The organism is Legionella spiritensis, from assembly GCF_900186965.1.
GTDB classification, from domain to species: domain Bacteria; phylum Pseudomonadota; class Gammaproteobacteria; order Legionellales; family Legionellaceae; genus Legionella_C; species Legionella_C spiritensis.
In genome coordinates this window covers 2,818,363-2,843,727 of record NZ_LT906457.1, presented here as the reverse complement: position 1 = coordinate 2,843,727, position 25,365 = coordinate 2,818,363, and the positions used below count along the sequence as shown (strand labels likewise).

The following is a 25,365-nucleotide window of genomic DNA, read 5'->3' as shown; positions in this document are numbered from 1 at the left end:
TTTATGAGGAACGGGCTATGCGCCTTGAAGTTTTTTTGCTGTTCGGGATACTGTCTTTGCCGGCATGGGCCACACTCGATTTTGATCGTCAGCAGATTGAGCAGCGTATTCAACCGGTTGGCAGGGTTCATGTCGAAGACCAGCCGGGCACAAGCCAACCCAAACAGCCCGTGAAGGCTGTCGCGGTTAAAAAGGAACCTGGTCAGGAGACTTACGATCAGTTTTGCGTGACATGCCATCGTGACGGCGTGGCGGGTGCGCCCCGGTTTCGGGATAAGGCGGATTGGCAGCCGAGGCTGACGGCGAATAACAACGTAGACGGACTGGTCGCCTCGGCCATCAAGGGGATGAACGCCATGCCACCCAAGGGTACGTGCATGGATTGCAGCGAAAAGGATTTAAAACAAGCCATTGAATATATGTTGCCCAAGTCATGACTAATCGTAACTACCGCTACTGGCAATTTCTACTGATTCTTGCCACCATGTTTGTCCTGATGGCATCCTTTTATTTTGAATTTGTCGAAAAACTGCCCCCGTGCCCATTATGCCTGATGCAGCGTTTCAGTATCATGATATTGCTGGCGTTGCTCATGATGGAATTTTTTCTTGGTTTGTCCCGAAGGGGTAAACCGGTAGTGGTTTTTCATCTGATTATCGCTGTAGCCGGACTGTACTTCGCCGGTCGGCAAATATGGCTTATGTCGCTGCCCCCCGGGAAGACACCGGCATGTTTGCCCGGCCTGGATGTACTGATTCACTATTTTCCATGGCAGGATGTGGTTCGCGCCTTGTTTCTCGGTGCCGGAGATTGTGCTGAAACACGCTGGCAGTGGCTGGGGTTATCCATGCCCGCCTGGGCGGCGATGTACTTTATCGGTATGTTTTTGGCCGGACTCGTAAACTACCACCTGTTATCCCGCTTCAGTAAATTGGTACCATGACAGCCTTTCAATGCGAAGTACTACATCATTACCCCCACAATAAAGCGCGCCTGACAAGGGTGACAACGCCGCATGGTGTTTTTACGACACCGGTCTTTATGCCGGTAGGTACGCGTGCCGGAGTTAACAATATGATACCCGACGAACTGAGGGAGGCGGGCAGTTCGATCATACTGGGTGGTAATACTTATCACATGCTTTGTGCGCCGGGGATGGCGATTATCGAGAAAGCCGGAGGGATGCATCCATTTATGGGGTGGCAAGGCCCCATGTTGACCGACAGCGGCGGGTTTCAAGTGTTTAGCCTCTCTAAAAACAAAGAAATCTGCACCATTGATGAAGAAGGGGCTCATTTCCGATTACCCGATGATAAACGTTTGATTCATATGACTCCGGAAATGTCTCTGGAAACACAGAAAATTATCGGCGCCGACATTATCATGGCGTTTGATCAATGTACCCCGGATCAAAGCAGCCGTGATGAAGTACGGCACATCATGACACGTACACACCGCTGGCTGAAGCAATCGATAGATTATCATCAGAACCATCCGACCTCCCGTTACGGCTGTCGTCAGGCGTTGTTTGGCATTATTCAGGGAGGAATATACGAGGATCTACGCTGTGAGAGCGCTGATTTTGTTGCGGGAATGGACACGGACGGTATTGCCATCGGAGGTGAAACCGTGGGCTTTAACATGAAAATGACCATAGATATTATTCGTTGGGTCAGGGATCATTTGCCGCCGGAAAAGCCCCGTTACACCATGGGCGTCGGAATGTCGCCGCAGGATCTTCTCGATGTGGTGGCACAAGGGGTTGATATGTTTGATTGTGTCGCACCGACACGGAACGCGCGTCATGGTGCGCTCTATTGCGGAGAAGTCGTACGGACGGGAGATTGGTTAAAGTTTGACAGCCCTTATGATAACCATCGCATATCTATCAAAAAAACCTGTTTTGCCCGGGACGAATCACCGATAATGCCGGGTTGTCTTTGCTATACCTGTAAAAATCATACGCGCGCTTTTCTACATCAACTGTCCAAACAGAAAGCCAATTTGTTCACCGCGCTGGCTAGTATCCATAATATTCATGTCATGAACGACGTTTGTGCTAAAATGCGTGACTTGATTATTTCTTCCATTAACACCCAGGAGACAAAATGATTGTTATTACCACCTCCAGAGGCGATATTCATGTGCAGCTGGACACTGAAAATACTCCGGCCACGTCAGAAAACTTTCTCGATTACGTGCGAAGCGGATTTTATAACGGTACCATTTTTCACCGGGTTATTGATAAATTTATGATACAGGGTGGAGGATTAACGTCGGATCTGGATCAGAAAAAAACGAACGCTCCCGTACAAAACGAGGCGAAATCCGCCAAACCCAACAAGCGAGGAACTATTGCCATGGCGAGAACCATGGATCCTCATTCGGCAACCGCGCAATTTTTTATTAATGTTGCCGATAACGCTTTTCTGAATTTCACCGGAGAACACCCGCAAGGATATGGTTATTGCGTGTTTGGGGAAGTGGTGGAAGGAATGGATGTGGTTGACGCCATTGTAAAAGTCAAGACCGGCGAGCGGATGGGGCATGCGGATGTGCCTCTTGAAGATATTATTATTCATGAAATACGTGAGACGGACGAGTAGTTTTGTCAGGATCTGTTGATATTTCATTGCACGGTTAAAAACATCCAACCCCCCTTAATCTGTGGGGGGTTGGCGTCAATACGGCATTATTTTTCACGGATTTTTTTAAGACTTTTTGAATAGTCGAATTTAGGCATTTCAATATGAAAAAAGATGGCAAGTACCCGGCTTGTAAAAATCGCCATCAAGACAATAATAATGTTAAGGTGGGTGCTGACATGAAAACGATCAAGAATGATATATAAGAGCGAGCCAAGCAAGGCAATAACGGCATAGAGTTCCCTGCGGAGAACAAGCGGGATATCATTACAGAGAATATCACGCAGCATGCCTCCGCAAATCCCGGTCAATGTTCCGCTGATGATGGCAATACTGGGTGAAAATCCGTTGTCCAGCATTTTTTGGGTTCCGATAATGACAAAAGCGGAGAGTCCCAGGGCGTCGAGAATTAGAAACAAGCGCATAATTTTCGCCAGGGAACCTGCCACAAAGATAGTCAGGATAGCAAACACCGAGGTATACAAAAGATATTCAGGATGAGCGACCCATGTGAGCGGGTGGGTATTAAACAACGTGTCGCGAACGGTACCGCCTCCCAGGGCGGTGATACATGCGATTAATATGACGCCAAAAAAATCCATTTTTTTCCGTCCGGCAGCAATTGCACCGGTGATTGCCTCAACACAGATGCCCACGATAAACAAATAATGGAGTAACATGATTGGGTACTGCTCATAAAAATGGCATCATAACATTTATTACAGGCTGGCAAAATATGCAGGACAGGCTAGGATTAAATATAATTGTTTCTGACAGACGCTGTTAACCATTCAGGCTGTACAACGGCAATGTGGGTCATGGCGTTGTTTAAAGCCGTAAAATTACTGGTGGAAAGATATTAAAAATCGGAGAGAAAATAATGAGTGACGAATCAGAAAATTCTTCCTTTATCAAAAATATTGATAGGGAGACTCATGACAGTATTATGCACTTGCATCAAAAGTTGACAGGGATCCAGGATGAGATTGATGTCAAAATAAAAACGCTTGCTGACGAATCGGATAATCCGGAAAATCAAGGTCGTAAGCAACGGCTTCTTGCCTTGTCTAACGAAATTCAAAAAGCGTTGGCCAGTATCAACAAACTGGTTTCCCTGGCTGGCGACAAAGAGTCACGTCCTGAAGGTTTTGAACAGGTTGAACACGCGGATCTGGTGGCATTTCGTGATATGATCAATGACAGTGCCAATCAGATTGATGAAATTAAGGATAAACTTTGAGTTTTATCAGACACGGGTTCTGTAAAAAATAGTTTTATTGATTCATTTTGGCTAGGCTCTGTGAACCAGTTTTTTCGCAAAGCGAAAATGTGGATAATTGGTACCATTTTTTGCGAAAATGGCCGTAGCCCGTAAGGAGGCCTTCGGCCGTATTGCGGGTTTGATGTGCTAATTGGGAACGCTATCCCGCATTACGGCTTCGCCTTCATGACGGGCTACAAGACATTATTATTTGTTGATGTTTCGTTTCGTGTAGTGAAAATATGGGTAATTAGGTTCCATTATGGGTTTGAATGAGACGAGTAGCGGTTTGTCTGGAGACGACCCGTCGTGCAAATTCCGGGATTTATAACAATATAATTTTGATGTTTTATTAAGGCAATTAGTTAACGTGAAGAATACCCGGTCATTATCCAGGCTGAGTTTATTTTGGCTGTTGAATCTTCCTTTTTTTATTTTAGTACACGTCAGTTTCATTAGTTATTTGCCATTTCCCCTGAATAGTTACGGCTCAATGGGTTATTTCATCGCACTTGCCGTCGCCCAGGCGGGTATTATCTCCTGGATTTTTTTGCTGGTATTGCCGTGGTTGCTCGGTCTGTTAAGCGGTCACCGCATTTCGCCGATTTGGTTGTCGTTCATTGCGGCTACCTGCGTATTGTATCTTTTGTTGCTGGATAAATTTGTCTATTTTCAGTTCCGGACACATATCAACTGGTCCATCGTGCAGATGATTCTCAGCCCGGTCCGGGCCCAGATTTTTGATTTATCCTCAATGGATTATTTCGGTCTGGTCTCAGTGTTTGTCGCGGTATTTATTCTGCAAGGGCTATTATTCAGATTGTCTGCTGCGTTGCATGTGAATGGGTCGTATATAGCGAAACCGGCGCGGTGGATGTTACTTGCCCTGCTGTTTCTGGTTCAGGGGATGTATGTGTGGGCCGATGCGGTTTATAAGCCGGAAATTCTGATGACCAGCGAATTAATGCCCTGGTTTCATGGTGCGACGGCCAAACGGTTTCTTGCCCGCCATCATATTGTGACTCCCCAAAAGCAACGGGCTGGTCTGGGTGCCCTGGACTCCGGATTTCTTAATTATCCGTTAAAACCCCTGCAAATCAGAACGTTATCCCGGAAACCTAATATTCTTATCCTGGCAATCGACGCCTGGCGTTATGATAATCTTAACCGGCAAACGACGCCGAACCTGGCCAGACTGGCTGATTCTTCCGAGTTGTATCTTAATCATTTCAGTGGTGGCAACAGTACCCGGGCGGGTATATTCAGTTTGTTTTATAGTTTGGCCCCCAATACGTTTGAAACCTTTTATCAGGCGGGTAAAGGTCCGATTTTATTTGATGTTTTGTATCGGCAAGGTTACGAGGTTGGTGTCTACACCAGTGCTTCCGCCATTTCTCCACCCTTTCATCGCACGGTGTTCAGCAATGTTGCGGGTTTCGAGCCTACCCTGCACGGTTCGGACAGTGTAGAACGGGACAAGGCAGTGACGGTGAAATTAAAGCAGTTTTTCAAGCAGGCGCAAAAAACGGATAAACCTTTTTTTGCGTTTGCTTTCTACGACAGTGCCCACGCGCATCACTTCCCTCCCCCTTCTGACAGGGCGCCTTTTCAGCCAACCGGAAAAGTCAGTATTTTAAAAATCACCGATCAATATCAGCAGCAACTGGCTTACAATCAATACCGTAACGCCGTTTACTTTATTGATGATTTGTTTGGTGCGCTTTTTACGTACATGGAAAAATCCGGATTGATGCAAAATACGCTGATCATCGTGACCTCGGATCATGGTGAGGAGTTTAATGATAATGGTTTGGGATTTTGGGGGCACAACGGTAATTTTACCCCGGCTCAGACCCGGGTACCGTTACTGGTTCACTGGCCCGAACAACGAACTAAAAAACGTTTTCATCATACTACCACCCATTACGATGTGATGCCTACGCTTCTGAGCCAGGTATTGGGTGTGCAAAATCCTTTTGATGAGTACAGCTTGGGGCGTTTATTGTCTGATGACAGGCAACGAGAGATTATTTTGATGGGCAGTTATGGTAATGTTGCAATTTATTCGCCTGCCAAATCGCTTATCGCGGTGGCGAACCGCCTCGGTTATTTTGAAATGCAGAATCAGCGGGGCGAGGTGTTAAAAAATAAACGTCTTGATCCGGAAATGCTTGGCAAGGCTTTTGAACAGATGCATCGATTTTCAGGGAAGCACAAGGATTGATGAAGTTCCATTGTTAATTCAGGGTGCAACAGGCACCCTGAATGATCGCAACCGGACGGTTAAATGGCATGGCTTATTTCAAGTTCTACACTGTACTTGTTAATAAAACGTGTTTTTAAATCAATATTCCAGGTTTGTTTGGGAGAAACACGGACACCGGTTACCAAGCCAACCACTTGTTGTTGTTCTATGGAGCGCAGAAAATACGTGTTGTTACTGGATAAGCCGATAGCCGGTTTTGAATAGGTTCCCTTGGTTCGCATGAAGGAAGGACCGGCATAAAGGAAACCGTCTTCAAATCTATATCCTGCAATAATGTCGGCGTTAAAGGTATGGTATTTCAAATTAATGGATTGATTGATTCCTATGGAGCCTCGGATAACGGCGTAGCTTATTTGCGGGTTAGAAATAAAATAATTGACATCGTAGCCCAGAAATACAGGGCTTTCCGGGTTTCGTGAGAAAATACCTTTGATACCGACAATACCGGCTACATCCGGCTTTGTAATGACATTACCTTGCGCCACAGTGGGGGATACGGTATTTTCTGAAGGCTGTACGGAATCGACGGTACGGATTTTAAAGGCGCCGATGCCGGCATAAGGCATTAGAAAGGGTCTTGGGGCCCATCCTGCCATAAGCATGTTTGTCCAGGTGTTGACATCCACCAGGTTACGGGCGGTGCTACCCGTTGTTTTTAAATTATCTTCGTAGGCATAAATACTGCGTATCCCTATCCAGAAATGGTGGGGTGATGGTTCCGGTTGTCCGAATTTATCCACCGGACTGAGCGTGTCAGCATACGATACGGCATTTACCAATAAACAAGCTCCCATGGTCAGTTGAAACAGCTTCTTCATTCCTTACATCCTTATAGTATGATAAAAATAACTGGTCATGCTAGCAAATGAAAGACGGTATGACCAGAGATATTTTTGCCTGATGCCGGCTAGCATTAAATCATGTAATATTTTGAATTTTATCCATTATTTTTGCAACATGGCCAGATTAACGGAAGTGTGAAATGACATGGTCAATCTTGGCACGGGATAATCTTGTTAAAGTGGTTCTCGAATGAGAGTCATTTGAAGCCGTTATGAATATTTGGAAAATAACTCTATATTGGTTTTAAAATTAGTTTAAAGCTTCCATTAAGAAATCGAGCCTCAAGGAAAAAGCTGTTTTGAGGCTTTTTTCTTTTCGAAGTGGCCGAATTATGTTTCTAATCACGCAGGCATTCAGGGGCAACAAAGGTAAAGAGTCGCCCCTGCTACTGCGAGTGTGGCGACTCTTTCCTTATCAATCAATAATACTGCAGTTTAACGAGGCTGTTGACGGTGTTGCTCCAATTGTTGTTGTAATTTATCGACTATTTCTAAAAGTGGTTCACGAATAGACTTATCACAACTTGAAGCAAGCACATTAATACCTCTGATATATGCTTCCACCGGACATTGCTCTGTTGAAGAATCCCGGGTTTTGGTTTCAGCAAGATAGTGTAACATTCCACACACGGTCTCAGAAAGCGAATGATAATTGCCACGCTCATAAGTAGCTAATAATAATGGACCATAAAGGAGTAATCGAGCTTCTTCGTTTATGATACCCTCAAAGTCATCACCCATCTGGAATCGGAGTAAGGCATCTAGAGCAGAAAGCGTCAATGGGGCAGAACCTGAGACATGATTGATAATCGGAATACCCTTATCTTCACATTGCTTAGCCCAAGTGGGTTTTTGCTGGTTGCAAAACATTCTAAACAAGCTGTTTCGGGGTGTAACCTTGTGCACTTTTGCTCTTCCACAATCATGATTTGCATGATCAATCCGACTTTTTGGTATTATGATCTCCTCATTAGACTGAGGATTTAAGTCGTCTCTTCGATTTTTATAGACATCGTTAATAGGCTTTGGTATGAAGCAAAGTGTTTTTATATGTTGAATAAATTGATGTATTTCTTTTTGATCTTTTGTTGCATTGGGGTCATTTTGTGGGTCTTGTGGAGCCATGGCCCAAGGGGCATTGATCATTCTATAACCCATTGCCGTTAACACGGATTCAATAGCAGTCGCTAAATCATCAGGTGATATTCTATCTGCCTTTTTATTGAAAAAATTTCTAAAATCCTGGGCAGAATCAAACCCACCGACTTCCATGCCATTAGTCCCTCCTAATAACCACTCAATTGCGTCATCGTTGAAGCGTTGAAAAGTTATGCCAATGCTTTGATGTAAATATTTCAGAATAAGCGTGTTGGCAGCACGAGGTTGGTTCATGGCTAGTCTACTTAGCAATATCGAGACTTGTTTTAATTCACTTGAAAACTCTCTAGGTATGTCTAAGATATGAGGTTTATTTTTTTGAGCATTAACGACTTCTTTTGACCTATTGAAATAAATCTTCGTGCCGTTACTTATTACGCTATTTCTTATAAAACTATTAAGTTCTGAAGTAGTCATAAGCAAATTGTTTTTCTTCTTGTTGCATACTATCAGGGTATATTCCGAAGAGACATAATGCGTTGTATCACCATTTAAATGGCGATCAGGAACATTATATTTTGAAGGTTCAATATCTGATTGCAATACCATTGACTCAATAGAGACTGATGATTTATCGAGCTTGTAATCCTGGCTTTTAAGCCGATGTTCGACAGTAGTGTGGGAAGCATTCTTGGAATAATGCCTCTTGGATTTGTGGAATTTTTTTTCAATCTTATCATGTTTGAGCTGTGTCCATATTCCCAATCTGGTAAGCATAGCTATTTCTCCTCGTTATGAGTTCATTTATCTTGCATAAGCTCCAATTTTTATGGGTCTATTTCTCGATAAAGTAATTAAATGAATCTGGAAGATCATTTATAACGCAAGAAGATTAATGTTTTATTAATTAATGATCGCTTTTAAGACACATCGAAAAAAATTATTACTATTGGATTGATTTTATTAAACTATTTTCTAGTTCAAGAGAGCGGTAAAATGCGACAAGGAAAATGTGGTGGTGCATCGTATTTATTGAATGTGCAATATAGCCACTTTGTTGTGGAGGATAATTATTGGGGTAGTTGTGCAGGTGCATGATTCGTGTTGTGCGGGAACAAGGTCGTTAAAAATAGTAGATCAGGCGCAGGAATACGGCATTATGTTTGCTGTTTAAGAAATTGCGGAACAACATTTTCAATGAAATCACTGTTTGAAAGCCTATAATAAAGAAATTACATTTAATGGTTTTGGTCGAGATACAGTCGACTGTCAGTAATCGTTAGAGTGGTCATGATAATCACTAAAAAAGGCCTGTAACCCAAACAAAGTGAATTGAAACAACTGTTATCGACTAAAAAATTGCACTTGGAGATGCGGTTCGTTTTTTTACATTAGAGCCTATTGTTATATAAACAGGGCTTTGGAGCCGGTATCAATATCATGTAATTCCAACGTTGTTGCAATACTTAAGTCAATGGCTTGCCGGATGGTCTTTTGAACCTGTTGCCCATCACTGATAAAAGAACGTTGATCATCGCCAATGATTGCGAGAATGGCGCCGGCGAGGATGGCTTTCTTGCTGGGAAATGAAATGTGCAAACGACTGCTAAGTAAAGAGGCTAGGGTAAATAATTGTGCACATTCCATTTCGGTGGCCAGAACCCCCGCTGATTTCATGGCGGCCATATACTGTTGTTCGTCTGCCATGAATGAATAATTGTACTCCCGGGCAAATAAAGAACTTTTGGAGTGTATGATACCAAGATGAATATTTTCTTGGTTTCGTGTCGCGCGACCTGCTGCGGTTATGTATTCATAAGAAGCTATGGCCGGGTATTCACGGTATATGTAATCCCAAGAGGCTTTATCGTCACGAACGGCGGCGGTTGCAATGACCAGATCACCTATTTTGACGTGTTCCGATTGCAGGGAAGCCGCAGTACCGACTCGCAATAGTCGCCTGGCGCCCACCATAACTAATTCATTAATAATAATATCTGCGCTCGGCCCCCCCATGCCGATAGAGATGGCTCCGACATCAATACTGCTATTATTTTTATCAGCCAGTGTGCCCAGGTACAGATTATGTTGTCTGGGATGTTTGTTAATTGTGGTCTGATTAAAGCGTGTACTGATTTCTCTGGCTCGTTCATCGGAACCGGTTAGAAACAGATAGCGGCCGAGACCCTGGTTACCGGCCATATCTTCCGGATCGGCGTGTATATGTTGTGGTTTGATAAATTCTGTCATTCGTCATGCTCTGGTGAGGACGTTTTGTTATACACTGCCATCTGGCCAGACAAGTTGCAATCTTTTTCATAATGTTGAGTTTAAAGATATTTTTAGTTGACTATAATGGTTGAACTGATACCATCCTCTCCGGAAATCGGGAGTAACGGATTTCCATTCTGGTTCAAGCCGGGAATTCATAACAGTACCAATGGAAAATGTATTTGTTGAATCCCGTGGAAATAAAGTGGCATTGCTCATGGCAGTCCACCTCGCTTAACAAAGAAGATCGACGTGGTGTGTCAGGTTCTGCGCGCGCCTCTGTTTCAGGGTGCAAACGGGGTGTGTCCGCCCATTTTTTTTGGTGGGTTGATGCTATCCTGACTACTGTGGCTGCTATTTGTCAGGATACTATCTATTGCTTCCTATAGGGTAAGCAAAGCAGGATTTTGTCCTGGAAAATCATACAAAGTATTTGCTTTGTGTAGGCGGCTCTAATATAATCACCGCCGTCCACGTTGTAGAATGAATTATAGGCACGTAGCTCAGTGGTAGAGCACCACCTTGACATGGTGGTGGTCGGTGGTTCGATCCCACTCGTGCCTACCATATTAACCCTGCCAAGCAGGGTTTTTTTTTGTTTCGTGAACAGGCGAGGATTGCTGAAAATAAAATAGTCAAGATACAATCGGGAAGTGCTTCAAATCCCCGGGAACAAGCCAGGAATCGTTTTCAATGCGGGCGAGACATATAACCATTGAATAACCGGATTGAAAACGGTTTTGGGAGCCGGGACTGGCGTTTGGGGTCATTTCTGATAACGTTGTGACTGGTGGGTGGAGAAAATACAATGCCTAACATTAGATTACCTGATGGCCAAGTGAAACATTTTGAACAGGCGGTTTCAGTCTATGATGTCGCCCATGACATAAGTCCGGGACTTGCAAAAGCCACGCTGGCCGGAAAAGTGGACGGCAAGCTGGTTGATACCGCTTTTCTGATTGAAAGGGATTGTGATTTGCTGTTGGTTACAGAAAAACAGGAAGATAGCCTGGAAGTTATCCGCCATTCCACAGCCCATTTGCTGGCGCAAGCGGTAAAAACGCTTTTCCCTACTGCTCAGGTAACTATCGGTCCGGTTATTGAGGACGGTTTCTATTATGATTTCGCGTTTGGCCGGCCGTTTACTCCGGAAGATCTCGAATTGATAGAAGCCAGGATGTATGAATTGGCCAAATCCGATTTACCCGTAACCCGACGGGAATTACCACGTGATGAAGCTATCCGTTATTTTCGAAGTCTTGGTGAGGAATACAAGGCGAAAATCATTGCCGACATCCCCGAGGGTGAAACCCTGTCTCTCTACAAACAGGGGGATTTTGAAGATTTATGCCGCGGGCCGCATGTCCCTTCGACCGGACGTCTGAAAGCATTTAAGTTAACCAAGGTTGCCGGCGCGTACTGGCGCGGTGATTCCAGTAATGAAATGCTGCAGCGTATTTACGGTACCGCCTGGGCGGATAAAAAATCCCTGGAAAGCTATCTGCACAGGATTGAGGAAGCCGAGAAACGCGATCATCGCAAGCTGGGTAAGGCTCTGGATTTGTTCCATTTTCAGGACATCGCTCCCGGCATGGTATTCTGGCATCCCAAAGGCTGGACCATTTATCAAATCCTTGAGCAATACATGCGCGATCGGTTGCGTGATTTTGGTTACCAGGAAATCAGGACGCCACAATTAGTCGATCGATCCTTATGGGAAAAATCAGGTCATTGGGATAATTTCCGCGAGGAAATGTTCATCACGGAAACCGAGAATCGTCATTATGCCGTCAAGCCCATGAACTGTCCCTGTCATGTTCAGGTTTTCAATCAGGGTTTGAAAAGTTATCGCGACTTACCGTTACGTCTGTCTGAATTTGGTAATTGTCACCGTTGCGAACCATCCGGCTCTCTTCATGGATTGATGCGCGTTCGTAACATGGTTCAGGATGATGCTCATATTTTCTGCACGGAAGAGCAGATTCAGTCCGAAGTAGCCATGATGCTTGATTTGGTACAATCCGTATACGCTGATTTCGGATTTGACGACATTAAATACCGCCTGGCGCTGCGTCCCGAAAAACGGGTGGGCAGCGACGCAGTCTGGATCAAAGCGGAAGACGCGCTGCAAAGCGCCATGAGAAGCCGGGATATTCTCTGGGAGGATGCTCCGGGTGAAGGCGCGTTTTATGGTCCGAAAATCGAGTGTTCGCTCTCCGATTGTCTTGGACGGATCTGGCAATGCGGCACCATCCAGGTTGATTTTTCCATGCCGGAGCGGTTAGATGCGGATTACGTGGCCGAAGACGGCAGCAAACAGATTCCCGTCATGCTGCATCGTGCAATCCTGGGATCATTTGAACGGTTTATGGGTATTTTAATTGAACATTATGCCGGCCGTTTTCCGTTATGGCTGGCTCCCGTCCAGGCGGTTGTGTTAACTATCAGTGAGAAACAAGAAGAATTTGCGACAAAAGTAACAAATATTTTGCAAAAAAGAGGCCTTCGTGCCAATTTTGACTTGAGAAATGAGAAAATTGGATTTAAAATCCGCGAGCATACTCTACAAAAAGTTCCTTACTTACTGGTTATTGGCGACAAAGAAGTGGAAAGCGGTTCTGTTGCCGTAAGAACTCGTGAAGGTGATGATTTGGGAGTAATGCCTGTTGAAGCCTTATGCGATACGTTACAGAAGGAAATCATCGCGAAAGGTCGAACATAAAACTATTTGGAGGATAAAGCCATTATTGCAACAAATAAGCGTGACAGTGATCGCGCACGAGTAAATGAACAAATCAACGTACCGGAAGTACGCTTAATTGATGCGGATGGCAACCAGGTAGGAATTGTGTCAACACGTGAAGCATTGCGTGCGGCAGAAGAAGGTGGATTTGATTTGGTGGAAATATCTCCCACTGCGAAGCCGCCGGTCTGCAGAATTATGGATTATGGTAAATTTCTCTTTGAATTGAGTAAAAAACAAGCTGAAGCGAAGAAAAAACAGAAGCAAATTCAAGTTAAAGAGCTGAAATTCCGTCCCGGGACGGAAGATGGGGATTATCAGGTCAAGCTACGCAACCTGGTACGTTTCCTTAATCATGGTGACAAAGTCAAAATCACGCTGCGTTTTCGCGGTCGGGAAATGGCTCATCAGGAAATTGGCATGAAAATCATGGAGCGGTTGCAGCAGGATACGGCTGAAATAGCCGTCATTGAGCAGCACCCGAAACGAGAAGGTCGTCAATTGTTGATGGTATTGTCGCCCAAGAAAAAGTAAGGTGGTTTTCTGACCTGTGATCTGCGGCTTTTGTCACAAATCTACAGCAGTTACTACATCATATTAGTAGCAGAATAAATGCGGAGTAATTAGTTATGCCTAAAATAAAGTCACATCGTGGAGCGTGCAAGCGTTTCCGAAAGACAGCAAGTGGTGCCATCAAGCGTCGAGGCGCTTACAGGAACCATATCCTCACTAAAAAATCACCTGGTCAAAAACGCCACCTGCGGGTTGGTGCCAGAAGATTGAAAGATTGTGATGCGCGCCTTGCCGCACGCATGTTGCACGGTAGTTAAGGGGAGGATATAAGTAATGCCAAGAGTTAAACGCGGTGTGACGGCGAAAGCGCGCCACAAGAAAATTCTAAAACAAGCCAAGGGTTATTATGGTGCCCGCAGTCGTACCTATCGTGTCGCCAAGCAGGCCGTCATCAAAGCCGGCCAATACGCTTACCGCGACAGACGTCAGAAAAAACGTCAGTTTCGTGCGCTGTGGATTACACGTATTAATGCACAAGCCAGAGAGTGTGGCTTATCCTATAGCCGTTTGATTGATGGATTAAAGAAAGCGGCCATTGAAATGGATCGAAAAGTGCTTGCTGATCTGGCTGTCCATGACAAGCAGGCTTTTGCGGCGGTTGCCGAGCAGGCCAAGAAAGCACTCGCTCAGTAACATCTATGATCACGGATTACGAGGAGGCTTTGGCCTCCTTTTTTACATGCAGGCAAAATCATGCAAGATATCATTGAATTGCAGAAGCACGCTTCCAAAGCGATTGAAGAGGCTCACGATGTTGTGCATCTGGAAGCGATTCGTGTTGATTATTTGGGTAAAAAAGGACGATTGACAGAGATTCTGAAAGGATTGGCCGGGCTATCCGCAGAAGAGAAACCCCGGGTCGGTCAGCTGGTTAATCAGGCCAAACGTGACATCAGTGCGCTTATTGAAGAAAAGAAGCTTCTTCTGAAAGAGCGGCAACTACAGAAAAAACTGGCGGCGGAACGTATAGACGTCACGCTGGCCGGGCGCCAATCACAATGTGGTTCCCTTCATCCCGTGACCCAGGTTAAGCAATTTATTAATGATTATTTCAGCAGACTGGGCTTTGATATCGTATCCGGGCCGGAGATTGAGACGGAATTTTATAATTTTGAAGCCTTGAACATTCCAGGACATCATCCCGCACGTGCCATGCACGACACGTTTTATTTCGGTGATGGTCGTTTGTTGCGTACGCATACGTCTCCCGTACAAATACGAACTATGGAACAACGCACACCGCCATTACGACTGATTGCTCCAGGGCGTGTGTATCGATGTGATTCGGATTTGACCCACACCCCCATGTTTCATCAGGTCGAGGGGTTGCTGGTGGAAAAAGAAGCCACCATGTCCCATCTTCGCGGCTTGCTGCACGATTTTTTTGCCGTTTTTTTCGGCCGCGAACTGGCTTTGCGTTTCAGACCATCGTATTTCCCTTTTACGGAGCCCTCGGCCGAAGTGGATATTGAGTGTACGCAATGTTCGGGTAAAGGGTGTCGCTCCTGCAAGTTTACCGGCTGGCTTGAAGTGCTGGGGTGCGGGATGGTGCATCCCAATGTTCTGACAGCGGTTAATATTTCTCCTGAAGAATACCAGGGTTGGGCGTTTGGCCTGGGCATGGATCGATTAGCCATGTTGTATTTCGGAATTGATGATTTGAGAATGATGTTTGAAAACGATATCACTTTTTTAAAACAGTTCTGAACAAAGCAGATTATACGGTCTGTGAATGCAACGGCTGAAGTGGAATGAAACGAATCTCCGAAACAGGTATCAATAATGAAAGTTAGTGAATTATGGTTGCGTGAATGGGTTAATCCTTCTCTTGATGAACAACAATTGGCAAGCCTGCTGACCATGGCTGGCCTGGAAGTGGATGCCGTTAATCCGGTTGCCGCTCCTTTTAACCAGGTTATTGTGGCTCAAGTCATCAATACCACACCTCATCCGCAAGCGGATAAATTAACTTTATGCGATGTTGATACAGGATCTGGCCATCTCGTGAAAGTGGTTTGCGGCGCATCCAATGTGCGACCAGGATTAAAAGTGGCGCTGGCGCAGACGGGTGCGAATCTCCCCGGCGGTATCCTTATCAAGGAAACCACCTTGCGCGGCGAACTTTCCCAAGGCATGTTATGTTCCGCATCGGAACTGGGCCTTGCGGAAAGTTCCGAAGGGATCATGGAACTGGATGAAGACGCACCGGCAGGAATCAATCTGAGAGACTATTTAGTCCTTGATGATCACATACTGGATATTGATCTGACTCCCAATCGGGCGGATTGTCTCAGCGTTCTGGGTGTTGCTCGTGAAGTTGCCGCGTTAACCAGGGTTTCCTTAAATCGGCCGGATATCGATGTGTGTCAGCCGGAAATCGATGAGCAGCTCACTGTCAAGCTGCAAAATAAGCAAGCCTGCCCGCAATACTGCGGACGAATTATCAAAGGTATTGATTCCCGGGCGTCAACACCACTGTGGATGAGAGAGCGTCTGCGCCGGTCGGGGATACGAGCCATACATCCGGTGGTTGATGTGACCAATTATGTCATGCTGGAGTTAGGCCAGCCCATGCATGCGTTTGATTTGCACCGGTTGCAAGGCGATATTACTGTCCGGTTTGGTAAAAAAGACGAATCGTTTGAATTATTGGATGGTCAGACCGCTCTATTGCAGGAGGATGTTCTGGTGATAGCCGATAGCGATCAGATCCTTGCTATTGCCGGTGTGATGGGTGGAGCGAGCAGCGCTGTTGATGAATCGACCACGGATGTTTTCCTGGAAAGCGCGTTTTTTACTCCACAAGCGATTACCGGCGTAGCACGCCGCTATGGATTGCATACGGATTCCTCGCAGCGATTTGAGCGCGGCGTGGATCCGGGGATGCAAATGATGGCAATGGAGAGGGCTACTGCCTTGCTGCTGTCTATTACCGGCGGAAAGGCGGGACCATTGTCTATTGCCAGTGCGCCGGAATATCTGCCGTCGGTGACACCAATAGCCTTTGATCCGACCAAAGTCCGTCATCTTACCGGGTTGGACGTCCGTGAACAGGAAATGACAATAATGCTCGAGGGATTGGGAATGACGGTGGACAAGTCGGTGACGCCATGGCGGGTTCATGTGCCGTCTCATCGTTTTGATATCAGTCTTGATGTGGACTTGATTGAAGAAATAGTTCGTATGTACGGCTATGATCGTATTCCTGGCACGAAAATGGTAACTACCGTTCAAGCCGGCAGTATTGACCCCGTTGAGTTGCTATCCCGGCGTGTGTCGCAGTTTTTCACGTCGCGCGGTTATCACGAAACCATCAGTTACAGTTTTGTTGATCCGGAGTTACAACAGGCGCTTTACCCAAATCAGGATAGGATGACGTTGTTAAACCCCATTTCCTCGGAGTTGTCGCAAATGAGGGCCGGCATGTGGCCGGGATTGATTGCCTCTATGGTGTACAACACACATCGGCAGCAGGCGGCAATTAAATTCATTGAACAGGGTGTGATCTTTGAGTCGGGCAGCGATGGTTTGCAGGAACACCCCTCTTTTGGCGGATTATTGTGTGGCCAGCATGCCATGCTGAGTTGGCTCGAAGAGAGTCGCCCATTTGATTTTTATGACTTGAAAGGTGATTTGCAGGCTTTGTTTACATCACTTCATCTCCCTTACGTACAATTTGTCAGCGCCGAGCATCCGGCCTTGCATCCTGGTAAATCCGCCCGCCTGACAATAGCTAATCGGGATATCGGATGGTGCGGGGTCTTGCATCCACGTCTTGGAGAAGCGCTTGATCTGACCGATGAAGTGATCCTTTTTGAATTAAAATTGCGGGAATTGTTAAATCCTCCAACGGTACGGTACCACGCAATATCCAGATTCCCTCAGATCCGAAGAGATTTGTCCCTGCTGGTTGATGAGCAGATCGCGGCGGCCGATATTAAGAAAGTTATCGTTGAAACTGCGAACAGTTCATTACTCAAGTCCTTTGACGTGTTTGATGTCTACACCGGTGAATCGATTCCCGCCGGTAAAAAAAGCCTGGCTGTTTCATTGACTTTGCAGGATGAGGATCGTACGTTGACGGATACTGAGATTAATAAATTAATCAGTGCTATAATAAAAAAACTGGATGAAGTATTGGCCATAACATTGAGGGACTAATCGTGAACGCATTGAGTAAAGCAATGATAGCGGAAACTTTATGTAATGAGCTGGGCATACAGAAACCGGACGCGAAAGTTATGGTGGAGGAATTTTTTGAAACCATAAGGCATGCGCTTGAACATGGCGAACAGGTGAAACTTTCCGGTTTTGGTAATTTTACATTACGCGACAAGCCGCAGCGGCCCGGTAGAAATCCCAAAACCGGTGAAGAGATCCCCGTTGTCGCACGTCGGGTCGTTACTTTTAAGCCAGGGCTTAAATTAAAAACCAAAATTGAAAAACGGGGTAAGTAAGTTCTTGAATTATTACAACAGGCATGTGTTTCTTTGCACCAATCAAAAGATAGCCGGCAAGCAATGTTGCGCGAATAGTGGTGGAGAACCTTATTTCGATTACATGAAGGGTAAATTACTCGAGCTGGAAATACATGGACCCGGAAAAACAAGAATCAGCAAATCCGGTTGTCTTGGACGATGCAGCCTTGGGCCGTGCCTCGTGATTTATCCGGAAGGAACGTGGTACAGCTACAGTTCCTGTGAAGATATTGACGAAATTATTGAAACACATCTTATCAATAATACAACGGTTACCCGTTTATTAATAGATAGTCAGGGTTGTTGAACGTCATGCCATGGCTGCAAATTACCCCTGTTTTCACTTCCAGTCGGTAGTGACTCGCGGACTTATATTTGGAAAAACAGGGTTTCTTGTCATTTGAATGCAAGTTTTCTTGGAATTTACTTGTAGGTTTCCCCAGTTTTAGTTAAAATCGCCCGTCCAAGATTGAAAGATTATCATTAAAGGCGGTACGGAGTTAATTAATGAAGACATTTAGCGCCAAAGCTCACGAAGTTAAACGTGACTGGTTTGTGATCGATGCCAGCGGTAAAGTGCTGGGTCGCCTCGCTACCGAAATTGCTCGCCGTTTACGCGGCAAACACAAGGCTGAGTATACCCCGCATGTGGATACCGGCGATTATATTGTTGTGACCAACGCGGAGAAGGTTACAGTTACAGGCAGGAAATTCAAGGAGAAGATGTATCATCATCACTCCGGGTTTCCTGGCGGAATCAAATCCGTTTCTTTCGATAAGATGCAGGAAAAAAATCCGGCGCGAATTATCGAACTCGCCGTGAAAGGCATGCTTCCCAAAAATCCTTTGGGCAGAGAAATGTATAGAAAATTAAAGGTTTATGCTGGTAGTGACCATCCGCATACTGCACAGCAACCCCGGCAACTTGAGATTGAGGAATAGGTATTATGGCTGAATTGCAGCAATACTATGGCACCGGCCGCAGGAAAAGTTCAACGGCTCGCGTTTTTTTACGCCATGGCAAAGGTGAAATTAAAATCAATAACCGTCCGCTGGAAGAGTATTTTGGCCGGGAAACGTCCTGTATGGTTGTTCGACAACCACTGGAAGCTGTTGACAGGTTAGGTAATTTCGATATCTATGCCACGGTTGTCGGCGGCGGTATATCCGGTCAGGCCGGTGCCATTCGTCTTGGCATCGCCCGTGCTCTGGTTTACTTTGATGAGCATGATTTACCGGAAGACGCTGAGTTGAACTCCGATTCATTCCGTAGAAAATTACGTGAACTTGGTTTATTAACCCGGGATGATCGTAAAGTTGAACGTAAAAAAGTGGGATTGCACAAAGCCCGTCGTGCTACCCAGTACTCCAAACGCTAATCCGTTTTATCTTTCCCCGCCTGTCGGCGGGGAAGCTCTGTATTTTATCTTTTTTTCATTTCTTCAAGAAAATCACCGGCACCGTTCTTTTACAAAAGAACATCGGGTTTCATTTTATCCCGCATTACAGCTTTGCCTTCATGACGGCCTACATGTCTTTTGTAAAAAAAACGTAGCCCGTAAGTAGGCCTTCGGCCGTATTGCGGGTTTCATGTTCCATTATTATCAGGTGAATACCCGGGTGAACGTTTTCCCGCATTCCCTAAAGCCATGATGATCGCTGAACTGGTGTGAAACTGGAATTGGTTTTTTACTATGCTGCCTGCGCAATATATATTGTACTCATTGGTATCCGGTCATTTCCAAACGATTAATTCTTTGATATAAAAGAAGTTGTATGATGACTTGTCAACGGGCAGGCATAAACGGGATGAACGGAAACAGGATGAAATAGCCGTGACAGAAAACAACACATTTGGCTGCAATGAGCCGGTGGATGATGAGACGGTTGACGATCAGCGCCGGCAATTTTTATTAACGACCACAGGTGTTCTTGGTGGTGTTGGTGTCGCATGCGCGTTAACGCCATTTGTTTCATCCTGGTTACCGAGCGCCAAGGCTCAAGCGGCAGGAGCCCCTGTTGAAGTGGATTTGAGTCATCTGGAACCAGGCCAGCAAGCGACTGTCGAGTGGCGTGGCAAGCCGGTCTGGATTATCAGGCGCACCAAAGAAATGCTGGAGCATCTTGGCATTCACCGGGAAGAGTTACGCGATCCGGATTCTCTGGTAGATCAGCAGCCGGATTATGCGCAAAATAAATTTCGTTCCATTAATCCGGACTATCTGGTATTGGTGGGGATTTGCACTCACCTCGGCTGTTCCCCCAAATACGTACCGAATGAAAATGAACTGGGACCGGATTGGCCGGGGGGGTTTTATTGCCCTTGTCACGGGTCACGATTTGATCTGGCCGGACGCGTGTTTAAAGGTGTACCCGCACCAATTAATCTGGAAGTACCTCCCCATCGATTTGTCAGCAAGCATATCGTTATTATTGGGGAAGATGAAGATAATAAACAAGGATAATCAAGCATGGGCGCTTTGCTAAACTGGGTAGATGAACGATTTCCGCTGATGAAGGCATGGAAAGAACATGTTAGTGAATATTACGCGCCCCGAAATCTGAATTTTTTCTATTATTTTGGTTCCTTGTCACTGGTCGTTCTTGTTAATCAGATTGTCACCGGTCTTTGGTTGACCATGTTTTATACGCCCAATGCCGAGATGGCCTTTAATTCCGTCGAATACATTATGCGGGAAGTTAATTACGGCTGGTTGTTACGATACATGCATTCAACCGGGGCTTCGGCTTTTTTCATTGTCGTTTATCTTCATATGTTTCGCGGTTTGCTCTATGGCTCCTATCAAAAACCACGAGAATTGATTTGGTTGCTCGGTATGGGCTTGTTTATTTTGCTAATGGCGGAGTCCTTCTTTGGTTATTTATTGCCCTGGGGACAAATGTCTTTTTGGGGCGCTGAAGTGATTACTTCTTTGTTCGGCGCGATTCCCTATTTCGGAGAGAGTCTGGCAACCTGGCTGCGGGGTGACTATTCCGTGGCGAACGCGACGTTACAGCGATTTTTTGCCCTGCATGTGGTCGGTGTGCCATTGTTGTTTGTATTGCTGGTGTTTTTGCATATTGTCGCCTTGCATAAAGTCGGCTCGAACAATCCGGAAGGAATAGAAATTAAAAAACGAATTAATAAAGATGGCAAGCCGGTGGATGGTATTCCCTTTCATCCTTATTACACGGTGAAAGATTTTGTCGGGGTGCTCGTCTTTCTGATCGCTTTCTTTGCCATTGTGTTTTTTGCTCCGGAAATGGGAGGATATTTCCTGGAGCACGCCAATTTTACCCCGGCTAATCCGATGGTGACGCCTGATCATATCGCTCCTGTCTGGTATCTGACCCCTTTTTATTGCATGTTACGAGCTATCCCGCACAAGTTGACCGGAATTATCGTGATGGGGGCTGCTATTTTGATACTCTTTTTTCTGCCCTGGCTGGATCGAAGTCCTGTTCGCTCCATGCGTTACAAGGGAATTATTTCACGTATCGCACTGGCCTTGTTTGTTATCAGTTTCGGTGTTCTGGGTTACCTGGGGACAGTGATTGTGACACCGGCAAGGCAATTGATAGCTCAAATTGGTACCATCATTTATTTTGCATATTTCCTGTTAATGCCCTTTTATACCCGATTGGAACCACATAAAAAAGTTCCTGAAAGAATAGAGGAATGTGCATGAAACGATTATTGATTTTTCTTGCAGGATTGCTCCTGGCTTCGTTGAGTTATGCCTCAATAGGTAACGAAACGCCATTGCAAAGCGTTAACATTGATTTGCATAACAAGGCCAAACTGCAGCGCGGCGCAAAAATTTTCATGAATTATTGCTCAGGATGCCACTCATTAAAATATTTGCGATATAACCGCATGGCTAAAGATTTGGGAGTTACAACGTTTGATGGTGAGGTGGATCAGGATTTATTATTCAATAATCTGGTGTTCACAAAATCCAAAATTGTGGATCCCATTCAAATCAGTATGCCGCCTGAGGACGCCATCCAATGGTTTGGTGTTGTTCCTCCTGACTTATCCTTGACGGCCCGAGTGCGCGGCGCGCCCTGGATTTATACGTATCTGAAAAGTTTTTATGCGGATCCATCCAGGCCATTCGGAGCGAATAATCTTTTAATTCCGGACGTGGCCATGCCTAACGTTCTGGAGCCCCTTATTGGTCATGTAATCGCCATAAATAAAAAAGATAAACAACATGATGAAGATATCTCTCATCTGGTTCTTGTTGAGAGAGGCCGCATGAATCAGCATGAGTTTGACAGTGCTATGGAAGATCTGGTTAATTTCCTTGTTTATGTGGCGGAACCTGTGAAGCTGGTACGCTATCGAATTGGTATAGGTGTCCTTATCTTTCTTGGTATCTTTCTCATTGTGGCTTATCAACTTAAAAAGACTTATTGGCGGCGACTGCATTAAACCATTGGATTTCCAGGTTCACAGAACCTGGTTGCAACAAAGCAAAAATTAAACAAATTGGTTGGACTTTTCGGTCAAAAATTGAAATTTGTTTACTTCGTAATCAGCACGAGGACTCAAATTGTGGTAAACTTTAGGCTCTGTTGATGCGTATTAAAACTAGAATTAACGATCTACGAGGAGTTGCTGATGGCTATTGTGGCAAAGCGTACCATTATGTCTTTGTATTCTGATAATGATGATATTTACAGTCATCAGGTTCGTATTGTATTGGCAGAAAAAGGAGTTAATGCTGAAATTCTCCTGGCGAAACAAAATGAGCCGGGTGCGGATTTACTGGCGGTAAATCCTTATGGGACGGTGCCCACCCTTCTCGATCGTGAGTTGGTTCTTTATCAGGCCAGAATTATTATGGAATACCTGGACGAGCGCTTTCCTCATCCGCCGCTTCTTCCGGTATATCCCGTTGCCCGTGCCGAGGCGAGAAAAATGATGCATCGCATTGAGCAAGACTGGTATCGCCTGATGCACCGAATTAATGCCGGAAATGAAGTGCAGCAAGCCCGGGAAGAATTGCTGGAAAGCCTCGTCAGTCTTGAGCCGATCTTTGCCGATAAGCAGTATTTCCTCAGTGATGAATTTTCTCTGCTGGATTGTACGCTTGCTCCCTTGTTATGGCGCCTTCCCCAAATGAATATTGATCTACCCGCCAACGCCAAGGGAATACACGATTACATAAACCGCGTTTTTAAAAGGGATTCCTTTCAAGCAAGTCTGACGGAAGCCGAGAGACAATTAAGGGTGGCCTGATTATGGGGATGAGTTCTAATAAGCCTTATTTGATTCGTGCCATCTATGACTGGATTGTGGATAATAATCTGACGCCATATATCTTGGTCGATGCGGAATATCCGGGGGTGCAGGTACCGGAAGCCCATGTGAATGGGGGAAAAATTATTTTAAATATTTCACCCCAAGCCTGCCGTGGATTGCACCTTGAAAACGACAGGATTATCTTCACGGCACGCTTTTCCGGACAAACGGTCCAGATTGTTGTGGTACCTGCTGCCGTCATTGCAATTTATGCCAGGGAAAATGGCCGGGGAATGGAGTTCGGTGTTGAGTATGATGAGGCAAAGTCGCCCGATCTAACCTCTGAACCATCGAAAATGAAAGCAAAAAGCAAACCGTCGCTAACCCTGGTAAAGAAGGATTGATTGAATAACAACCATAATGTGATTGGAGCACGCCCAGGCCATGATAACGCCCAATAGTCCTCTCTTTACCAGTCGACACATTCGTGCCTGTGAGCAACACGCGATCCAAACTATGGGGATTTCAGCCGATGAATTGATGGCGCGAGCCGGATTGGCTGTGTTCACGACCATTCGGGATGTTTTTCCATCCGTCCATTCCCTGGCTGTCTTTTGCGGGAGTGGTAATAATGCCGGTGATGGTTACGTTCTGGCCAGATTGGCTCATGAGAATGGTTATGATGTTACTATTCATCAATACAAAAAAATAGAGGATTTGCCCGATCCTGCTCGCCATGCCGCCTTGGAGGCTGTTTCCGCAGGCGTGGTATGCCAGTGTCTTGATGATCCGTTAGACAGCGATACGGATTTGATTATTGACGCGTTGTTGGGTATAGGTTTGCAAGGCATGGTTAAAGAGCCTCTTCTTGCCGCAATTAATCAAATTAATGACAGTGGGCTTCCTGTTTTATCTATAGATATTCCCTCCGGACTCGACAGTGACACAGGCCGTATGATGGGTGCCTGTGTCCGCGCGTCCGTTACCATCACGTTTATCGGTAAAAAATTGGGCATGTTTACTCTGGATGGGCCGGATCATTGTGGCGAATTGATCGCCGACGATCTGCAATTGCAAGCCTACCTGACGTCGCTTATCCCGGCTGCACGAATACTGGATAATTCACTCCCCGGTGATTTGTTAAAAAAACGGCCTCGTAACTCTCATAAAGGAATGTTCGGGCATGTTTTGGCTATAGGCGGAGGTTTTGGCATGCCGGGCGCCATCTATCTTGCCGCCGCCGCGGCGTTGCGCGTGGGGGCGGGTCTGGTGACCATTGCCACACGACCCGAACATGAAGGGTTTATGCTGGCTAATTTACCGGAAGCCATGGTTTCCGGTATCGATGATGTCGCTGAGCTGTTGCCCCTGCTTGCCAAAGCGACAGTATGTCTTATTGGCCCCGGATTGGGAGAGGATGAATGGGCGGTCAATTTGTTTAAACTGGTCATGGCCTCGCAGTTACCAATGGTTATAGACGCTTCAGCGCTTCATATTCTTGCGGATAATCCGCAGCATGATGATAACTGGATATTAACACCTCATCCAGGTGAGGCGGCCGGATTATTGAATTGCACTACTGCGGAAATTCAACAAGATCGTTTGCTTGCCACCACAACCTTGCAGCAGCAATTTGGTGGTAATATTGTTCTCAAAGGGGCAGGCTCGCTGGTGCAAACCGACAAATCGGAATCTTATCTTTGTGCGGCAGGTAATCCCGGTATGTCCAGTCCGGGTATGGGAGATGTATTAAGTGGCGTGATAGCCGGTTTGATCGCTCAGAAGCTTTCTTTGAGTGACGCGGCGAGATTAGGGGTGCTGATTCACGCCAGAGCCGCTGATTTGGCTGCGTTAAGGGACGGGGAACGGGGATTACTGGCAAGCGATGTAATGCCATTTTTACGTCGGTTGGCGAATAATGATGACATTTAGTGATG

26 protein-coding genes and 1 tRNA gene are annotated in these 25,365 nt (G+C 45.7%); 23 read left to right on the top strand and 4 right to left on the bottom strand.

Annotation, left to right across the window (positions count from 1 at the left end; translation table 11 throughout):
- The first annotated feature begins 17 nt into the window (after window positions 1-17).
- From CKW05_RS12925 to CKW05_RS12910, 4 genes are read left to right on the top strand one after another with little or no spacing between them, the layout of a single operon-like run.
- Window positions 18-437 carry a c-type cytochrome gene (locus CKW05_RS12925; RefSeq protein ID WP_058483097.1) on the top strand — a complete coding sequence of 140 codons (420 nt, stop codon included), beginning with the start codon at window positions 18-20 and terminating at the stop codon, window positions 435-437.
- Window positions 434-943, top strand: a complete 510-nt coding sequence (locus tag CKW05_RS12920; RefSeq protein ID WP_058483098.1) for a disulfide bond formation protein B — start codon at window positions 434-436, stop codon at window positions 941-943. Before CKW05_RS12925 ends, CKW05_RS12920 begins: the two co-directional genes overlap by 4 nt.
- Window positions 940-2,112, top strand: coding sequence for a tRNA guanosine(34) transglycosylase Tgt (tgt, locus tag CKW05_RS12915; RefSeq protein ID WP_058483099.1), 1,173 nt, complete (start codon window positions 940-942; stop codon window positions 2,110-2,112). Before CKW05_RS12920 ends, tgt begins: the two co-directional genes overlap by 4 nt.
- Window positions 2,109-2,606 carry a peptidylprolyl isomerase gene (locus CKW05_RS12910; protein WP_058483100.1) on the top strand — a complete coding sequence of 166 codons (498 nt, stop codon included), beginning with the start codon at window positions 2,109-2,111 and terminating at the stop codon, window positions 2,604-2,606. The genes tgt and CKW05_RS12910 overlap by 4 nt, the downstream gene beginning before the upstream one ends.
- Before the next feature lie 86 nt (window positions 2,607-2,692).
- Here the strand turns inward: CKW05_RS12910 and CKW05_RS12905 are convergent, their stop codons facing one another.
- Entirely contained in the window at window positions 2,693-3,325 is a 633-nt protein-coding gene (locus tag CKW05_RS12905) for a trimeric intracellular cation channel family protein (protein WP_058483101.1), read from the bottom strand.
- Between the two features lie 200 nt (window positions 3,326-3,525).
- On the opposite strand from CKW05_RS12905, the gene CKW05_RS12900 reads away from it, so the two are divergent.
- Window positions 3,526-3,885, top strand: coding sequence for a hypothetical protein (locus tag CKW05_RS12900; RefSeq protein ID WP_058483102.1), 360 nt, complete (start codon window positions 3,526-3,528; stop codon window positions 3,883-3,885).
- A 391-nt stretch (window positions 3,886-4,276) separates the two neighbouring features.
- A complete protein-coding gene (locus CKW05_RS12895) occupies window positions 4,277-6,130 on the top strand; it encodes a sulfatase-like hydrolase/transferase (protein ID WP_058483103.1) in 1,854 nt (617 codons plus the stop codon).
- A 59-nt stretch (window positions 6,131-6,189) separates the two neighbouring features.
- Here CKW05_RS12895 and CKW05_RS12890 read toward each other — a convergent pair whose 3' ends face one another.
- The 3 genes from CKW05_RS12890 to CKW05_RS12880 all read right to left on the bottom strand — a co-directional run bounded on the left by CKW05_RS12890 (window position 6,190) and on the right by CKW05_RS12880 (window position 10,362).
- Window positions 6,190-6,990 (bottom strand): hypothetical protein, encoded by an 801-nt coding sequence (locus CKW05_RS12890; protein ID WP_058483104.1) that lies wholly within the window; start codon window positions 6,988-6,990, stop codon window positions 6,190-6,192.
- 459 nt (window positions 6,991-7,449) lie between these two features.
- A complete protein-coding gene (locus tag CKW05_RS12885; protein ID WP_058483105.1) occupies window positions 7,450-8,889 on the bottom strand; it encodes a hypothetical protein in 1,440 nt (479 codons plus the stop codon).
- 627 nt (window positions 8,890-9,516) lie between these two features.
- Window positions 9,517-10,362: a phosphorylase family protein gene (locus tag CKW05_RS12880; RefSeq protein ID WP_058483106.1), complete on the bottom strand. Its 846-nt coding sequence runs from the start codon at window positions 10,360-10,362 to the stop codon at window positions 9,517-9,519.
- Window positions 10,363-10,875: 513 nt separating this feature from the next.
- Between CKW05_RS12880 and CKW05_RS12875 the strand changes: the two genes are divergently transcribed.
- From CKW05_RS12875 to CKW05_RS12795, 17 genes are all read left to right on the top strand, one after another.
- A tRNA-Val gene (locus CKW05_RS12875) sits at window positions 10,876-10,950 on the top strand.
- 241 nt (window positions 10,951-11,191) lie between these two features.
- Window positions 11,192-13,105: a threonine--tRNA ligase gene (gene thrS / locus CKW05_RS12870; protein ID WP_058483107.1), complete on the top strand. Its 1,914-nt coding sequence runs from the start codon at window positions 11,192-11,194 to the stop codon at window positions 13,103-13,105.
- Window positions 13,106-13,126: 21 nt separating this feature from the next.
- Complete coding sequence (gene infC, locus CKW05_RS12865; protein ID WP_082642760.1) at window positions 13,127-13,660, top strand: translation initiation factor IF-3; 534 nt, start codon at window positions 13,127-13,129, stop codon at window positions 13,658-13,660.
- Window positions 13,661-13,755: 95 nt separating this feature from the next.
- Window positions 13,756-13,956 carry a 50S ribosomal protein L35 gene (gene rpmI / locus CKW05_RS12860; RefSeq protein WP_082642751.1) on the top strand — a complete coding sequence of 67 codons (201 nt, stop codon included), beginning with the start codon at window positions 13,756-13,758 and terminating at the stop codon, window positions 13,954-13,956.
- Between the two features lie 16 nt (window positions 13,957-13,972).
- Entirely contained in the window at window positions 13,973-14,332 is a 360-nt protein-coding gene (rplT, locus tag CKW05_RS12855) for a 50S ribosomal protein L20 (protein ID WP_058483109.1), read from the top strand.
- Window positions 14,333-14,392: 60 nt separating this feature from the next.
- Window positions 14,393-15,406 carry a phenylalanine--tRNA ligase subunit alpha gene (gene pheS, locus CKW05_RS12850; RefSeq protein WP_058483110.1) on the top strand — a complete coding sequence of 338 codons (1,014 nt, stop codon included), beginning with the start codon at window positions 14,393-14,395 and terminating at the stop codon, window positions 15,404-15,406.
- Window positions 15,407-15,481: 75 nt separating this feature from the next.
- Window positions 15,482-17,860 (top strand): phenylalanine--tRNA ligase subunit beta, encoded by a 2,379-nt coding sequence (gene pheT, locus CKW05_RS12845; protein WP_058483111.1) that lies wholly within the window; start codon window positions 15,482-15,484, stop codon window positions 17,858-17,860.
- Between the two features lie 2 nt (window positions 17,861-17,862).
- Complete coding sequence (locus tag CKW05_RS12840) at window positions 17,863-18,156, top strand: integration host factor subunit alpha (RefSeq protein WP_082642752.1); 294 nt, start codon at window positions 17,863-17,865, stop codon at window positions 18,154-18,156.
- A 4-nt stretch (window positions 18,157-18,160) separates the two neighbouring features.
- Window positions 18,161-18,484 (top strand): (2Fe-2S) ferredoxin domain-containing protein, encoded by a 324-nt coding sequence (locus CKW05_RS12835; protein ID WP_058483113.1) that lies wholly within the window; start codon window positions 18,161-18,163, stop codon window positions 18,482-18,484.
- A gap of 200 nt (window positions 18,485-18,684) precedes the next feature.
- A complete protein-coding gene (gene rplM / locus CKW05_RS12830; protein WP_058483114.1) occupies window positions 18,685-19,119 on the top strand; it encodes a 50S ribosomal protein L13 in 435 nt (144 codons plus the stop codon).
- A 5-nt stretch (window positions 19,120-19,124) separates the two neighbouring features.
- Window positions 19,125-19,556 (top strand): 30S ribosomal protein S9, encoded by a 432-nt coding sequence (rpsI, locus tag CKW05_RS12825; protein WP_058483115.1) that lies wholly within the window; start codon window positions 19,125-19,127, stop codon window positions 19,554-19,556.
- Window positions 19,557-20,012: 456 nt separating this feature from the next.
- Window positions 20,013-20,642 carry a ubiquinol-cytochrome c reductase iron-sulfur subunit gene (gene petA, locus CKW05_RS12820; protein ID WP_231950605.1) on the top strand — a complete coding sequence of 210 codons (630 nt, stop codon included), beginning with the start codon at window positions 20,013-20,015 and terminating at the stop codon, window positions 20,640-20,642.
- Window positions 20,643-20,648: 6 nt separating this feature from the next.
- On the top strand, window positions 20,649-21,866 hold the full coding sequence (locus CKW05_RS12815; protein ID WP_058483116.1) for a cytochrome b: 1,218 nt from the start codon (window positions 20,649-20,651) through the stop codon (window positions 21,864-21,866).
- Window positions 21,857-22,615 (top strand): cytochrome c1, encoded by a 759-nt coding sequence (locus CKW05_RS12810; protein ID WP_058483117.1) that lies wholly within the window; start codon window positions 21,857-21,859, stop codon window positions 22,613-22,615. The genes CKW05_RS12815 and CKW05_RS12810 overlap by 10 nt, the downstream gene beginning before the upstream one ends.
- 189 nt (window positions 22,616-22,804) lie before the next feature.
- Window positions 22,805-23,425, top strand: a complete 621-nt coding sequence (gene sspA / locus CKW05_RS12805) for a stringent starvation protein SspA (RefSeq protein ID WP_058483118.1) — start codon at window positions 22,805-22,807, stop codon at window positions 23,423-23,425.
- A 2-nt stretch (window positions 23,426-23,427) separates the two neighbouring features.
- Complete coding sequence (locus CKW05_RS12800) at window positions 23,428-23,832, top strand: ClpXP protease specificity-enhancing factor (protein WP_058483119.1); 405 nt, start codon at window positions 23,428-23,430, stop codon at window positions 23,830-23,832.
- 40 nt (window positions 23,833-23,872) lie between these two features.
- Window positions 23,873-25,360 carry a bifunctional ADP-dependent NAD(P)H-hydrate dehydratase/NAD(P)H-hydrate epimerase gene (locus CKW05_RS12795; RefSeq protein ID WP_058483300.1) on the top strand — a complete coding sequence of 496 codons (1,488 nt, stop codon included), beginning with the start codon at window positions 23,873-23,875 and terminating at the stop codon, window positions 25,358-25,360.
- Window positions 25,361-25,365 lie beyond the last annotated feature (5 nt).